The 15,655-nt window shown below is 40.0% G+C and carries 11 protein-coding genes; 9 read left to right on the top strand and 2 right to left on the bottom strand.

Going from position 1 to position 15,655, the window contains the following annotated elements:
- The first annotated feature begins 19 nt into the window (after positions 1-19).
- The 4 genes from ADIARSV_RS07705 (at position 20) to ADIARSV_RS07690 (ending at position 8,484) form a co-directional block, all read left to right on the top strand.
- Complete coding sequence (locus ADIARSV_RS07705; RefSeq protein WP_016194888.1) at positions 20-1,348, top strand: M20/M25/M40 family metallo-hydrolase; 1,329 nt, start codon at positions 20-22, stop codon at positions 1,346-1,348.
- 28 nt (positions 1,349-1,376) lie between these two features.
- Positions 1,377-4,124: a M14 family metallopeptidase gene (locus ADIARSV_RS07700; RefSeq protein ID WP_016194887.1), complete on the top strand. Its 2,748-nt coding sequence runs from the start codon at positions 1,377-1,379 to the stop codon at positions 4,122-4,124.
- An 81-nt stretch (positions 4,125-4,205) separates the two neighbouring features.
- Positions 4,206-5,651 (top strand): amidohydrolase, encoded by a 1,446-nt coding sequence (locus ADIARSV_RS07695; RefSeq protein WP_016194886.1) that lies wholly within the window; start codon positions 4,206-4,208, stop codon positions 5,649-5,651.
- A gap of 40 nt (positions 5,652-5,691) precedes the next feature.
- On the top strand, positions 5,692-8,484 hold the full coding sequence (locus ADIARSV_RS07690; RefSeq protein ID WP_016194885.1) for a M14 family metallopeptidase: 2,793 nt from the start codon (positions 5,692-5,694) through the stop codon (positions 8,482-8,484).
- Between the two features lie 74 nt (positions 8,485-8,558).
- On the opposite strand, the gene ADIARSV_RS07685 is transcribed toward ADIARSV_RS07690, so the two are convergent.
- On the bottom strand, positions 8,559-9,047 hold the full coding sequence (locus tag ADIARSV_RS07685) for an RNA polymerase sigma factor (RefSeq protein ID WP_040299436.1): 489 nt from the start codon (positions 9,045-9,047) through the stop codon (positions 8,559-8,561).
- Between the two features lie 203 nt (positions 9,048-9,250).
- Between ADIARSV_RS07685 and ADIARSV_RS07680 the strand changes: the two genes are divergently transcribed.
- Entirely contained in the window at positions 9,251-11,650 is a 2,400-nt protein-coding gene (locus ADIARSV_RS07680) for a heavy metal translocating P-type ATPase (protein WP_016194883.1), read from the top strand.
- Entirely contained in the window at positions 11,647-11,820 is a 174-nt protein-coding gene (gene ccoS / locus ADIARSV_RS21030) for a cbb3-type cytochrome oxidase assembly protein CcoS (RefSeq protein ID WP_083936539.1), read from the top strand. The genes ADIARSV_RS07680 and ccoS overlap by 4 nt, the downstream gene beginning before the upstream one ends.
- Before the next feature lie 6 nt (positions 11,821-11,826).
- On the opposite strand, the gene ADIARSV_RS07675 is transcribed toward ccoS, so the two are convergent.
- Positions 11,827-12,228, bottom strand: a complete 402-nt coding sequence (locus ADIARSV_RS07675; RefSeq protein WP_016194881.1) for a DoxX family protein — start codon at positions 12,226-12,228, stop codon at positions 11,827-11,829.
- A 182-nt stretch (positions 12,229-12,410) separates the two neighbouring features.
- On the opposite strand from ADIARSV_RS07675, the gene ccoN reads away from it, so the two are divergent.
- Genes ccoN through ADIARSV_RS07660 form a run of 3 tightly spaced genes read left to right on the top strand, consistent with a single transcriptional unit; the run spans position 12,411 to position 15,649 of the window.
- A complete protein-coding gene (gene ccoN / locus ADIARSV_RS07670; protein ID WP_016194880.1) occupies positions 12,411-14,543 on the top strand; it encodes a cytochrome-c oxidase, cbb3-type subunit I in 2,133 nt (710 codons plus the stop codon).
- Positions 14,544-14,562: 19 nt separating this feature from the next.
- Positions 14,563-14,772 (top strand): hypothetical protein, encoded by a 210-nt coding sequence (locus ADIARSV_RS07665; protein ID WP_016194879.1) that lies wholly within the window; start codon positions 14,563-14,565, stop codon positions 14,770-14,772.
- A complete protein-coding gene (locus ADIARSV_RS07660; protein ID WP_235048382.1) occupies positions 14,756-15,649 on the top strand; it encodes a cbb3-type cytochrome c oxidase N-terminal domain-containing protein in 894 nt (297 codons plus the stop codon). The genes ADIARSV_RS07665 and ADIARSV_RS07660 overlap by 17 nt, the downstream gene beginning before the upstream one ends.
- Positions 15,650-15,655 lie beyond the last annotated feature (6 nt).

The raw sequence follows: 15,655 nt of genomic DNA, 5'->3' as shown, positions 1-15,655 counted from the left end.
AATTTAAATTAAAACCCTTATGAGAAAAAGTACACGAGTTGTATATGCATCACTTTTTTTTACGCTGATCATGATGATGAGCAATGCAGAAAAGCTCCAGGCGCAGGATAAGCCTGAAAGTGTTCCTGTAGCAAAAAAGTATACAGCAGAAATAAAAAAATTAACAGGCAACCCACAGGTAAAAAAAGCATTTCAGCTTATTGTGGATCTGGAACCTGAGACGATGAGTAATCATATTTTGCTTACAGAAATCCCTGCCCCTCCTTATAAGGAGGCGGTAAGGGCTAAGAAATTCGCGGAAATGATTAAGGAGGCAGGAGCTGATTCGGTGTGGACGGACACTGCAGGAAACGTGATTGCTCTTCGTAAAGGGCGAACAGGAAAGAAAAGAGTTATACTCGAAGGACATATGGACACTGTTTTTCCTGAAGGAACAGATGTTAAAGTGGTACATAAAGGAGATACACTTTATGCTCCAGGAGTAGGGGATGATACCCGTGCGCTGGCTGTTTTGCTTACTGTAATGAAGGCTATTGATAAAACTGGAATTCGTACAGATGCGGATGTGTTAATAGTTGGCACAGTAGGTGAAGAAGGGCAAGGTGATCTTAGGGGAGTGAAAAACCTTTTTAGTGCCAGTGGACCCGGTATAATAGATTCTTATATCGCTATTGATGGTGGTGCAGTTGGGGGAATTACGCATCGTGGTTTAGGTTCTCACCGTTATCGCATTATGTTTAAAGGTCCGGGAGGTCATTCTTCAGGTGCGTTTGGACTGGCAAATCCGCACAATGCATTAGGTCGGGCAATTCATTACTGGGCTGTTGAAGCGGATAAATTTACAAAGGAGAAAGGTGTTCGGGTTACCTATAATGTGGGTGTGATAGGTGGTGGAACTTCGGTTAATTCAATTCCATTTGAATCGTGGATGGAGGTGGATATGCGTTCAGAGAGTCCGGAGCGGTTAGCCGGTATTGATAAATTACTTCAGGATGCTGTTCAGAAAGCTTTACTGGAAGAAAACCAAATGAAAACGTTAGGTAAAGATCTAACAGTAGATATGAAACTTATAGGCGACCGTCCTTCGGGTGGAAATGATCCAAATCTTCCTTTGGTTCAGCGCACCATGGCTACTATTCAATACCTGGGAGCAGAACCGAAATTAGGAGTAGGATCTACTAATTCAAATATTCCAATTTCAAAGGGAGTGCCGGCAGTAACTATCGGACGTGGAGGTGCAGGAGGTAACGCTCATTCTTTGGACGAATGGTATTTAAACGAAAAGGGATATTTAGGTATTCATCAGGCATTGCTGGTTTTACTGGCAGAAGCGGGCATTGCAAAATAATTCATTACTCATTCATAAACTTTTAAAAATGGTCAATAAAACCTATAGGATATTTACCCTGACTGTACTGTTGTTTACCATAACAATAGCTAAATCGCAATCTATTCCCTCACCAAAGGAGTTCTTCGGATTTAACATTGGTGACGATTACAAACTAACGACTTATACGCAAGCGGAGGCTTACATTAAAAAGCTGGCTACTTCTAACCGAACGAAATTAGTTGATATCGGGATGACTGAAGAGGGGCGGCATCAATATATGCTTATTGTCTCTTCACCAGAAAATATTAAGAAACTGGATCATTATAAAGAGATTTCACAAAAGCTGGCAAGGGCAGAGGGGCTAACTCCAGCGGAAGCACATAAATTAGCAGATGAGGGCAAGTCTGTCATTTGGATAGATGGAGGGTTGCATGCTACAGAAGTTGTGGGGGCACATCAGCTTCTGGAAACGATGTATCAGCTGGTTACCCGCACGGATGAGGAAACGTTGACGATTTTAAATAACGACATTGTTCTGCTTGCACATGCAAATCCGGATGGTCAGGAGCTGGTTACCAATTGGTATATGCGGGAAGCAGATACGTTGAAGCGCAAGATGGACATTCCACGCTTATACGAAAAGTATGTAGGTCATGATAATAACCGTGATTTTTATATGATGAACATGAAGGAAAGTCAGAACATCAGCAAACAGCTGTTTGTTGAGTGGATTCCTCAAATCATGTATAATCATCATCAAAGGGGACCTGCAGGATCTGTATTGGCTGGGCCACCGTATCGCGACCCTTTTAATTATGTTTACGATCCACTTATTGTAACCAGTATTGATGCCGTAGGTGCAGCAATGAATAACCGCCTTAATGTGGAGGGCAAACCAGGGTATACACAGCGTAATGGATCACAATTCTCTACATGGTGGAACGGCGGATTGCGTACCACTCCTTATTTTCATAATATGGTAGGCTTGCTGACAGAAATAATTGGAAGTCCAACACCCGAAACTATTCCTTTAGTTCCAGATCGTTTGATTCCTACTGGGGCAACTCCAAATCCTGTGAAGCCTCAAATATGGCATTTCCGTCAGTCGATAGACTATTCAGTTTCGTTAAATTATGCTGTACTTGATTATGCATCGCGCAGTAGATCTGAGCTTTTGTACAACATCTACCAGATGGGGCATAATGCTATAGAAAAAGGTAAAGGGGATAATTGGACTTATTATCCTAAATATATTCAGGCGATAAAAGATGCTTATCAAAAAGATCAAAAAGATGTAAAGGCTGAAAGTGATGCTTCGAAAGAATTTTCCTTTGGAGGAGAAGGTGATATTCCGACCAAGTACTACGATGCTATATTTAAGGATAAAGCACTCCGTGATGCTCGAGCTTATATTATTCCTTCCGATCAGGCTGATTTTCCAACAGCTGTACGGTTTATTAATGCTTTACTGCTTTCGGGAATTTCGGTAGAAAAGGCTACTGGAAGTTTTAATGTAGGTGGTAAAGAATATCCGGCAGGGTCATTTATTGTGTCAACGGCACAAGCTTTTCGTCCGCATGTAATTGATATGTTTGAGCCTCAGGATCATCCAAATGATTTCCAATATGAGGGAGGTCCACCAATACGTCCTTATGATGCTGCGGGTTGGACACTAGCTTTTCAGATGGGAGTTAAGTTTGATCGGATCCTGGAAGATTACAAAGGTCCATTTGAACAAGTAGCTTATGGAGCGTTACAGTCGCCACCTAAACAAACTATTGCAATTGTTAAAGCCGGATATTTAATAGATCCGAAGGAAAATAATGCATTTATTGCTGTTAATGACCTGCTGAAAGCGGGAGTTGAGGTATATAGGTCCACTTCAGGAGCTACACTTGGATTTTTTTACATTGCCGGAAATGCGAAAGCTCAGGCAATTCTTACTAAAAGTGAGGCGCAATATGGGCTTACTATTAAGTCGGCAACAGAGAAGCCTGCAGTATTAACCAAAATTGGAGCATCCCGGATTGCCATCGTAAATATGTATGGAGGTTCAATTCCTGCCGGATGGGTTCGTTGGTTAATGGAGCAGTATCATTTTGGTTATCAGTTGATCTATCCTCAGGATATTGATGCAGGTAATTTGAATAAAAAATATGATGCTATTATATTGGTGACAGGAATTATACCTCCGGTGGGGAAACCTGAAGTGAATCGTTATGCTGGACGTCAGCCTAAAGCAGAAGAAATACCTGTTGCGTTTCGTCCATGGATTGGAACAATCACTCCTGAAAAATCTATACCACAGTTAAAGAAGTTTTTGGAATCGGGTGGTCATGTTGTGACTATAGGTACGAGTACAAACCTGGCGTATCATTTGCAATTGCCGGTGAAAAATGCATTGGTTGAACCGGGTAAAGATGGCAAGGACAAACCCTTGTCGGCTACCAAATACTATATTCCAGGAAGTTTATTAAAGGTTAGTCTGGATACTTTAGAAATGGCTAACTGGGGTATGCCGGGAGAAAATGACGTTTATTTTGATCGAAGTCCGGTATTTAAACTGGAAGCTGGGGCTGCAGCAAAAGGCATTAAACCTTTGGCTTGGTTTACGACAGATAAACCTCTTCATAGTGGATGGGCATGGGGACAAGCTTATTTGAAGGATGGTGTAGCTGCTTTTGTAGCTCCAGTAGGTAAGGGTAAATTTTACGCATTTGGTCCGGAAATAACCTTTAGAGGTCAGTCTCACAGTACCTTTAAGATGTTATATAACCTGTTATATAACGAATAATACGAATGTAAATACTAAAACTCATGCGATTGCTTCGCATGAGTTTTATAGAAACCTATAATTTAATGTTAAATCATTGTAATGAATAGAAGATTTATAGTGCTAAGTATTGCCTTCAACATCTCTCTTGCTGCAATGGCTCAGAATGCCGATAAAGAAAAGATGATTACTTCGATACAGAGTCACGAAGTGGAGTATGCTAAAATTGCGAAACAAATCTGGGAGTATGCAGAGCCAGGATACTTGGAAGTAAAAAGTTCGGCATTGCTGGAAGATAAGTTAAAGCAGGCTGGTTTTATGGTAACTAAGGGGGTGGCAGAAATTCCAACTGCATTTGTGGCTACATACGGATCAGGGAAACCTGTTATTGGAATCTTAGCTGAATTTGATGCTTTGCCTGGTCTGTCACAAACAGATGAGCCTGTGCAAAAAGCGTTGGTACAGGGTGCTGCGGGACATGGTTGTGGTCATAATTTGTTTGGTACCGCTTCTGTAGCAGCGGCTATTGCTGTAAAAGATTGGATGAAAAGTTCAGGAGGGAAAGGTACACTAAAGGTGTATGGCTGTCCGGCTGAAGAAGGAGGATCAGGTAAGGTTTACCTGGTGCGTGCAGGTCTGTTCAATGATGTGGATGCCGTATTACACTGGCATCCGGGTAACGACAACACTGCAAGTGTCTTTCCTTGGTTGGCAAATAAAAGTGCAAAATTCAGATTTCATGGCATTGCGGCTCATGCATCTGCAGCACCAGAAAAAGGAAGGTCGGCACTTGATGCTGTAGAAGGAATGGATAATATGGTGAATATGATGCGTGAACATATTCCTTCAGATACCCGGATTCACTATGTGATTACGCATGGTGGTGAGGCTCCAAATGTAGTGCCTGCCTTTGCTGAGGTATATTATTATGTGCGAAATCCGGATATTCAGGTGTTAAAAGATGTGTGGGACCGGGTAGTTAAGGCTGCACAAGGTGCTGCCATGGGAGCAGGCACAACTATGGATTATGAGGTGATTGGTGGTACCTATAATATGTTGCCTAATGTTCCTCTTTCGAAGATCATGTACGAAAATCTGAAAATAGTGGGTGGTTTTGCTTATACCCCGGCGGAAAAGGCTTTCGCAGAAAAGATACAGTCTACTTTTCATGGGGGTAAAAACCCGCCGTTAGAGACAACAGATTCGGTAGTTCCGTTTGAAGTAATTGAAAAAGGAGGTACTGGTGGTGCTTCATCTGATGTAGGTGATGTAAGCTGGAATACGCCAACTGCTGGAATTATGACTGCAACGTTTGTTCCTGGATCTTCGGGACATAGCTGGCAAAATGTGGCCGCTGCAGGGAACACAATAGGAGCAAAAGGTATGATGGTAGCGGCAAAAACAATTGCGTTATCTGCCTACGATTTGTTTAATAGTCCGGACGTGCTAACAGCTGCTAAAAAGGAATTTGCAGAAAGAAGAGGGGCTGATTTTAAATATGAATCGATGCTGGGGGATAGAAAACCTGCTCTTGACTACAGGAAATAATTGCGCATAACGAACGAGTACTAAAATTCATCCCTTAAAAATGAAAATCAAAATTATCAGTATCCTTACTGCGGCATTAGTTGCTTCATCCTTTATGAGCCAGTCGCAAACTGTTCCATCTCCTAAAGAATTTTTCGGGTTTAATATAGGTGATGATTATAAGTTAACGAACTACACAAAAATAGAAGCGTATTTAAAAAAAATTGCGGAGACGTCAGATCGCGTAAAATTAACCGACATTGGGCTAACAGAAGAAGGAAGGCACCAATATATGCTTGTGGTTTCATCGCCTGAAAACATAAAAAATATAGCGAAGTATAAGGAGATTTCCCAGAGGCTGGCGCGGGCTGAGGGGTTGACAGATGCACAAGCACTTTCTCTGTCGGAAGAGGGCAAAGCAGTGGTTTGGATTGATGGCGGGCTTCATGCTAATGAAGTTGTTGGTTCCCATCAGCTCATAGAAACTATTTACAATTTTGTAAGTAGGAATGACGCTGAAACTATGCGAATCCTTAAAAATGTGGTGATTTTGTTTACGCATGCTAATCCGGATGGGCAAGAGCTTGTTTCCAACTGGTATATGCGCAATGCTGATGTTAAAAAGCGTACGGTTAATCAGTTGCCAGTATTATACCAAAAGTATATCGGGCATGATAATAACCGTGATTTTTATATCATGAATATGAAGGAGTCTTGGAATATGGGACGCCAGCTCTTCCTGGAGTGGATGCCTCAAATTATGTATAATCATCATCAAAGAGGTCCGGAAGGTTCAGTTCTTGCAGGTCCGCCATATAGGGATCCCTTTAATTACTTTTTTGATCCACTCATGATAACCGGTATTGATGCATTAGGGGCAGCCATGTATAACAGGCTAAATGTTGAGGACAAACCAGGGTATACCCGTTTAAACGGATCAAGTTTTTCTACCTGGTATAACGGGGGATTGCGTACCACTACACAATATCATAATATGATTGGTCTGCTTACTGAGATCATAGGCAATCCTACACCTGAAAAAGTTCCGTTAGTTCCTGCAAGGCTGATACCTAATGGGGCAACACCAAATCCTGTTTTACCACAGGATGAATGGCATTTCAGACAATCTATAGATTATTCAGTATCATTAAACTATGCTGTTTTAGATTATGCCGCACGGCAGCGGGATGAAGTCTTGTTCAATATTTACAAAATGGGCAAGAATGGTATAGATAGAGGTAATAAGGATAATTGGACCTTGTCGCCCAATAAATCAAACAAGATTTCAACATCGTATGCTGCTGACCAGAAAGCTCTGGGCAAAGAGGTTAAAGTGGATCCGAATGATCCGATGGGATGGATGACACGCGGTAATGAAATTCCAATCAAATATTATAATGATGTACTGAAGAATCCTGAATTGAGGGATCCCAGAGGATATATTATTTCTGCAGACCAGACTGACTTTCCAACTGCAGTAAAGTTTATTAATGCACTTATTAAAACGGGTATATCTGTTGAAAAGGCAACTGCTGGTTTTACAGTAAAAGGTAAATCGTATTTAGCGGGATCCTATATTGTGAAAACTAATCAGGCTTTTCGTCCGCATGTTTTGGATATGTTTGAGCCTCAGGATCATCCTAATGATTTTCAGTATCCGGGAGGACCACCGATACGGCCTTATGATGCGGCAGGCTGGACCTTGGCTTTTCAAATGGGTGTAGACTTCGACCGGATCCTTGATGATTTTGATGGGCCCTTTCAGCAAGTGCCTTATGGCGAATTGCAGGAACCTTTGAAGCAAACATTGGCTGCTACTGCTGCATCAGGTTATTATCTTGATGCAAAAGTGAATAATTCGTTCATTGCTGTGAATGATCTATTGAAAGCTGGTTTGGTGGTATATCGTTTGCCAAAAGGTATTGATGGATTGCCGGATATTACTGCAGGAACTTTCTATGTTGCAGGTAGTGCTAAAGCGAAATCAGTACTTGAAAAATCAGTAATAAATCTGGGTATTAAAGTTATGGTAGCGGCACAACGGCCAGATGGGCTCAAAAAAGTATCTCCTATGCGGATTGCTCTTTGGGATACATATGGTGGTTCAATTCCATCAGGCTGGGTGCGTTGGATCATGGAGCAATACCACTTTCCTTTTGAAGTGATCTACCCTCAGCAGATTGATGCTGGAAATTTGAATAAAAAATATGATGTGATTGTGTTTGTTACACGAGCAATACCTCCATATAAAGGGGTAGAAAACGATCGTTATGCCATGATGAACAAACCTCCTTTAGCTGAAGAGATTCCTGTAGAATACAGGAGAATGTTAGGGAAAATTACTGCTGAAAAATCTATTCCACAGCTGTTGAAGTTCCTGAAAGCCGGAGGGAGTGTAGTTACTATCGGTACAAGCACAAATCTTGCTTATCATTTGGGACTACCTGTAAGTAATGCATTGGCAGAAAAGGATAGTTTAGGAGTTGAAAAACCTTTGCCTGGAACTAAGTTTTATGTTCCGGGTAGTTTATTACGAGCATCTTTTGACAATGAGCAACCTGCAGCATGGGGTATGCCTAAGGAGGGTGATGTTAATTTTGATAATAGTCCTGTATTTAAACTTAATGAAGGAGCTGAGGCAAAAGGGCTGAAACCTCTAGCGTGGTTTACTACAGATAAGCCATTGCGAAGTGGTTGGGCATGGGGACAAGCCTATTTAAAAGATGGCGTTGCTGCCTTCAGTTCCCCGGTAGGTTCTGGAATGTTTTATGCTTTTGGGCCTGAAATTACTTTCAGGGCACAGTCCCATAGTACATTTAAACTCTTGTTTAATGAGCTTTATTTAATGAAATAAGTGCTTTCTAATTGTGGCATCCACAAATAGGGTTCTTGAAATGGATGAGATGTATCTGTTCCAAGGACCTTATTTTAATTTTCTTCGGGTAAAAGGGCTTTAATTAAAATCTTTCTGGCTTTGTAAATTCTATTCTTCGTGGTTCCGATGGGTCCTTTAAGCTTATCATTGATTTCTTGATATTTATAACCATCAATGAACATTTGAAGTGGTTGCTGATATTGGCAAGGCAGCTTGTTCAATAAAGAATTAATATATTGAATATTCATGTTCGATTCAGCTGCATTGTTCACCCGAAGTTGAAAGTCTTCTGCCTGCTCTATTGGGCAGGTTATATATTTTTTCTTTCGATACTGGTTCACGAATAAATTCCGCATAATGATAAATAACCATCCCTTTATGTTGGTGTCGTCTCTGAATTTGTCCCAATTTACAATTGCTTTAATTAGTGTATCCTGAATCAAGTCTTTTGCATCATCTTCATTCTGGGTGAATTTCATTGCATGAGGCTTCAGATACCGAATATGCTTACTTATCAAACAGTTAAATTGCTCCTTATTCATAATTAGTAACGTAAAGGGGAGGTCTCGTTATATACAAATAAAGCACTACAAGTTTAAAATGTTAGTGATGGTGGTCATTGTTAAATTTGATTGTAATCAATGTAGCGTGTGCTAGAGAAGTGATAAAGGTCACATTTAATATTAATGTCTGTCATTAGGATGTTTAAACGCATATTGCATCTTTGATCTCTTATAGAAGTATTATGACATCATCTGATACATCGATCAAAACATTATGCTTTCATTGTGGGGATAATATTGTCACAGAACCTTTAATAGTTGATGATAAATTATTCTGTTGTGCAGGATGCAAGGGGGTTTATCAAATATTAGCTCAAAATAATCTATGTAGTTATTATAATTATAATAGCTCGCCGGGAGAGAAGAAAAGTTATACTGAACAACATCTGGAGTATTTAAATGAACCTGGTATATTTTCTAAACTGGTTGATTATACGGATGAAAAACGAACGCTTATTACCTTTTATATTCCAGCAATTCATTGCAGTTCTTGTCTATGGTTACTGGAGCATCTTCATAAAATTCATCCAGCTGTAGCGCATTCAAGAGTTGACTTTTTAAAGAAGCAGGTTGAAATTACCTTTGATCATCATGAACTTCCGCTGAAAAGCCTGGTTGAAATTCTGATTTCAATTGGGTACGAACCGCTTATCAGTTTACAGGATATTGTTAAAGACAAAAGCAACGCTGTAAATCGTGAATTGATTCTTAAGATCGCAGTCTCTGGATTTTGCATGGGAAATGTAATGCTATTCAGCTTTCCTGAGTATTTGGGACTGTCTTCTTTAGAGCATCAGTTTCAAACCTTATTTGGTTGGCTGAATTTAGCTTTTGCCAGTGTAGCTACTTTTTACTGTAGTCGCGATTTCTTTGTATCGGCTTGGGGAAGTTTGAAAAATAAAGTAATTAACCTGGATACACCTCTAGCTCTGATTGTAGCGGTGTTATTTATGCGCTCGGCCTATGAGATCATAAGTGGTGCGGGTCCTGGTTTTTCAGATACCTTAACCGGACTTGTTTTTCTACTGTTAATGGGAAGATGGGTAAAACAGCGCACGTACAACCATATTTCCTTTAATCGTGATTATCGATCGTATTTTCCAGTGGCTGTAACGCTATTGAATGAAGAAGGGATAGAGGTTCCTGTTCCGATTAACGATCTGGAGATTGGCGCAAGAATTTTAGTGCGTAACAATGAGATCGTACCTGCCGATTCAATTTTGATGAAAGGAACGGGCTGTTTTGATTTTAGCTTCGTTACCGGAGAGTCTCAACCTCAATCAAAAGTGCTTGGTGAAATTATATATGCAGGGGGGAGGCAAATTGGTGAAGCTATAGAACTGGAAGTTGTGAAACCGGTCTCTCAAAGTTATCTGACCCGCCTTTGGAATAATGAAGCTTTCAAGAGAAGTGATCAAAGTAAGATCAAGAATTTTAATGATACTATTGCTCAATATTTTAGCCTAGCAGTTATTGCTATTGCTTTAGTGTCTGCGGGTTTTTGGTGGTATATGGGTGATACAAGTAAGGGTTGGGATGCATTTTCTTCTGTGCTTATTGTGGCATGTCCCTGTGTGCTTGCGTTGAGTACTCCCTTAACTTTATCTACGGTGCTGGGGATATTTGATCGGAATGATTTTTATCTTAAAAATACCGATGTGGTTGAACAGCTGGCCCGTATTGATACGGTAGTATTTGATAAGACGGGAACAATAAGTTGTCCTGAAACTAATAACTTAACCTTTTCAGGAGAATTGACCCTTTTTGAAGGTTCGCTGGTTTCCTCTGTTGCGAGAAATTCATCTCATCCTTTAAGTCGTCAGATTACGAAATGGTTAGATGGTAAAGATTATTTAAAGGCAGATAGCTATCGCGAGATTCCAGGTAAAGGTATTTCTGCATTTTTTGATCGTCATGAAGTGCTTATGGGAAGCCGTTCATTTGTATCTCCTCAAGCCTTGTCCTTAAGTAATGCTTCAACTGTTCATGTGCGTATTGATGGGCAGTATAAAGGTTATTTCAAGATCAATCAGAAATGGCGGACGAGTTTGAAAGACCTTATTGTTTCATTGAAAGTTCAATATAGGTTGCATGTAATTTCAGGAGATCATTCAGATGAAAAAAAGGATCTGATGGAAGTATTCCCAGAATATGTACCTATGCTTTTTAACCAAAGTCCGCAGGATAAACTGGAGTATGTACAAAAACTTCAGGTTGATCAAAATGTGGTGATGATGCTCGGCGATGGGTTGAATGATGCAGGGGCACTGCGCCAGAGTGACCTTGGTGTTGCGGTTACCGACAATATAAATAATTTCACCCCAGGCAGTGATGCTATTTTGAAAGGAAGTGCTATGGGTAAGTTGCCTCAGTTTATAAGTCAGGCAAAAAGTGCAGTGTTAATTATAAAGTGTAGTTTTATGATAGCGACAATTTATAATTTGATAGGTGTTTTTTTTGCTGTTCAGGGGAGGCTTTATCCGCTCACAGCAGCTATATTAATGCCTATGAGTACCATTACTATTATCATATTGACTAATTTAGCGAACCGCTATTTTGCTAAGAAATACAGACTACGATGAATATATTATACTTTCTCATTGGAACGAGCGTAATTATGGCACTCCTTTTTTTAGCTGCCTTTTTTTGGGCTTTAAAAAATGGTCAGCATGATGATATGTATACTCCTGCCGTACGCATGCTTTTTGACGATGATAAACCGGAAGAAGAGAAGGCGGAGGTAAAGGAGTAATGTTGCTTATTTAAACAAGCGATCTATTGCATATTTTCCGGGACCGGTAAAGAACAACGTCACAAAAATACTCAGGTTAAGGAATGCAAGTTCTTTCGTTCCAAAAGGGTCTGCTGCGTGAACGACAAAAAAGGCAACCAGCATAGTGATTATTAAAGGGATTAAGGCCAATCTGTGTGCAAATCCAATGATGATTAGTATCCCGCAAAAAAACTCTGCAAAAATAGCCAGATATAGCGATAACTCAGGTCCAATGCCTATTGGGTTTGCGAATTCAGTAACTCCAGCAAGAGCCTTTTGTAACTTGGGCCAGCCATGGCTTAATATTGTTCCTCCAGCTGCTAGTCTTAATAATAATAAACCAAAATCGATAGAGATGACATTGCTTTTTAATAGTGGCGATTTCATTTGTTAATAATTCAGTTAATCAATGATTAAACTGTTAATAAAAGGATCTTGTAAATTGTTTTCTTAATTCGTAAAAATTAGAAAAGTGACTGATGTCATTTTATTAAGAAACTGATGTCATTCTAATAGAAGTTATAACAAACTATTTTTGACATTAGGAATACATAACCTATTTTTTGAATATGCAGCTTGAGAAATTTGAATACGACAACAAAACCGTTCGAAACTTTGCAATTGCAACAATTGTTTGGGGTTTAATAGGAATGACAGTGGGGCTTTTAATCGCTTCACAGTTATTTCAGCCTGCTATGAATATGTCATCGCAATATACTTCGTTTGGACGTATAAGGCCTTTACATACCAACGCAGTAATTTTCGCATTTGTGGGGAATGCGATTTTTATGGGGGTTTACTACTCTTTACAAAGGCTTCTTAAAGCGCGAATGTTTAGCGACCTGCTCAGTAATATACATTTCTGGGGATGGCAGTTGATCATCGTTTCTGCGGTAATTACCTTGCCTTTGGGCTTAACAACTTCACATGAATATGCCGAACTGGAGTGGCCAATAGATATTGCGATTACCCTGATCTGGGTAACATTTGGGGTCAATATGTTTGGAACCATCATTAAACGGCGGGAAAGGCATATGTATGTGGCCATTTGGTTTTACATCGCGACGTTTGTAACGGTTGCTGTTCTTCATTTGGTTAATTCATTTGAGCTGCCTGTTTCGTTTTTCAAAAGCTATTATGTTTACGCTGGTGTACAGGATGCATTAGTGCAATGGTGGTATGGTCATAATGCAGTCGCGTTTTTCTTAACTACGCCTTTTTTAGGGATGATGTATTACTTCCTTCCTAAAATGGCCAATCGTCCGATATACTCGTACAAACTAAGTATCCTGCATTTTTGGGCGCTGATCTTTATTTATATATGGGCTGGTCCCCATCATTTATTATATACCTCATTACCTTCATGGGCACAATCATTAGGTGTAGCCTTTTCCATTATGTTGATTGCTCCAAGTTGGGGAGGGATGATCAACGGACTTCTTACCCTTAGAGGTGCCTGGGATAAAGTGCGAGATGATGCTATTCTGAAATTTATGGTTGTAGGTATCACAGCCTATGGTATGGCTACTTTTGAAGGCCCTATGCTAGCTTTAAAGCAAATTAATGGTATTGCTCACTTTACGGATTGGATTGTAGCACACGTGCATGTAGGTGCTTTGGGATGGAATGGTTTCTTGACCTTCGCAATCTTATACTGGTTAATTCCAAGGATTTATCAAACTACATTATATTCTAAAAAAGCGGCAAGTTTCCATTTCTGGATCGGAACCCTGGGGATTTTATTCTATGCTGTTCCTATGTATTGGTCCGGATTTACCCAGGGCTTGATGTGGAAAGAATTTACTCCCGAAGGGATGTTAAAATATCCAAATTTTCTTGAGACTACTTTAGCAATTATTCCAATGCATGTTTTGCGAGCTGTAGGAGGAACATTATACCTGACGGGAGTAATTGTGATGACTTGGAATCTTTGGAAAACGATGGCTCAGGGTAAACTTTTAGCCAATGAACCAGCAGAAGCAATGCCTTTAACTGTAGCTTTTGTTCCGGAAGGAACTGATAAAGGTTGGCACCGTAAGCTTGAACGCCGGCCAATGCAATTCCTTGTGCTGTCACTTATTGCGATATTGATTGGTGGAATGGTGGAGATGATGCCAACATTTATGATCTCCTCAAATGTGCCTACAATCGCTAGTGTAAAGCCTTACTCTCCTTTAGAACTTCAAGGACGTGATATTTATATTCGTGAAGGATGTGTGAACTGTCATACTCAAACGGTCCGTCCTTTCCGTTCAGAAACGGAACGTTACGGCGAATACAGCAAGGCTGGTGAATATGTTTACGATCATCCATTCCTTTGGGGATCTAAACGAATAGGTCCTGATTTGCATCGGGTTGGGGGCAAGTACTCCAATGCATGGCATTTTAACCACCTTTTTGACCCTACAACAATGTCTCCGGGAAGTATTATGCCTCCATATCCCTGGTTAACTGAGCAGGATCTGGATATTACCACAACCTTCGCTAAGATCAATGCAATGCGGTCTTTGGGTGTTCCATATCCAGTGGGCTTTGAAAATGAAGCGAATGCTGATCTGAAAAAACAGGCTGCTTCAATTTCTGCTAACCTTGCTAAGGATAATATTAAAGTTAAAAGTGATAAAGAGATTATTGCTGTTATTAGTTACCTCCAACGCTTAGGTATCGATATTAAAGCGAATAAGACTGCAGTAACTAATTAATTCTATAAATTTTAAAGCCATGTTCAGACAATTTATAAGTTCAGTTGATGGGAGTCAGGTTTACCTGATAACCTCTTTTGGCATATTCCTCGTATTTTTTATTGTGGTTTCTATCATGCTTTTTTTTATGAAAAAAGACCATATCAAGTATATGAGTGAAATGCCAATTGAAAGTGATACAAATAAAACAGATAACCAAGAACCCGAATACAATGAAACACATTTATAAAATACTACTCATGCTTGTGATCAGTATTCCGGCTTCTGCTCAGGAACAGACGGTTGAAGCTGTGACGGCTGCTCCTGCATCATCAGGGGATATGATGATGAATATTGTTATCGCTGTTTTTATACTTGCAGCCTTAGTGATGCTTATTGTATCCTTTGTGTTGCTCCGTACTTTTAAGATTTTAGCCAAAGAACTTACCAATCCAACTGCATATGTGGCTCAAGAGCCTGTCGTTAAACTTGAGTTTGAGGATTGGCTTACGTTGAAAAAAAGCAAACCTTCTATTTTTACTAAATTGCTAAGTTTAAGACCGATAGAGGAAGAAAAGGATATTGTGATGGAACATCAGTTCGATGGTATTTCGGAGCTTGATAATCCTACGCCTCCTTGGTTTATGTGGCTGTTTTATGCATCTATCGCATTTGGTGTTGGTTATATGTTAAACTACCATGTATTTAAATGGGGTAAACTTCAGGATGAAGAGTATATGGTAGAAATGGAGGAAGCTAAAGTTTCGAAAGCTGAATACCTGGCAACCGCAGCGAACCTTATTGATGAGAATACCGTAAAGGTGGATAAAGAGGCTTCAACTATTTCATTAGGAAAAGCAGTCTTTACTAGCAATTGTGTGGCTTGTCATGGAGATAAGGGACAGGGATCAGTTGGGCCAAATCTTACGGATGAGTATTGGCTGCACGGTGGAAAGGTTAATAATGTATTTAAGACTATTAAGTATGGAATTCCTGAAAAGGGTATGATTTCATGGGAAAAGACACTAACTCCCAAACAAATAGCTGAAGTCGCAAATTACATTTTATCTTTAAAAGGAACTAATCCTGCAGGAGCGAAGGCCTCTCAGGGAGATAAGGAAGTTTAAGGTTTC

This window comes from Arcticibacter svalbardensis MN12-7 (genome assembly GCF_000403135.1).
Taxonomy (GTDB): Bacteria; Bacteroidota; Bacteroidia; order Sphingobacteriales; family Sphingobacteriaceae; genus Arcticibacter; species Arcticibacter svalbardensis.
Note: the sequence above shows the minus strand (reverse complement) of the source record. Positions and strands in the feature narration are given on the sequence as shown.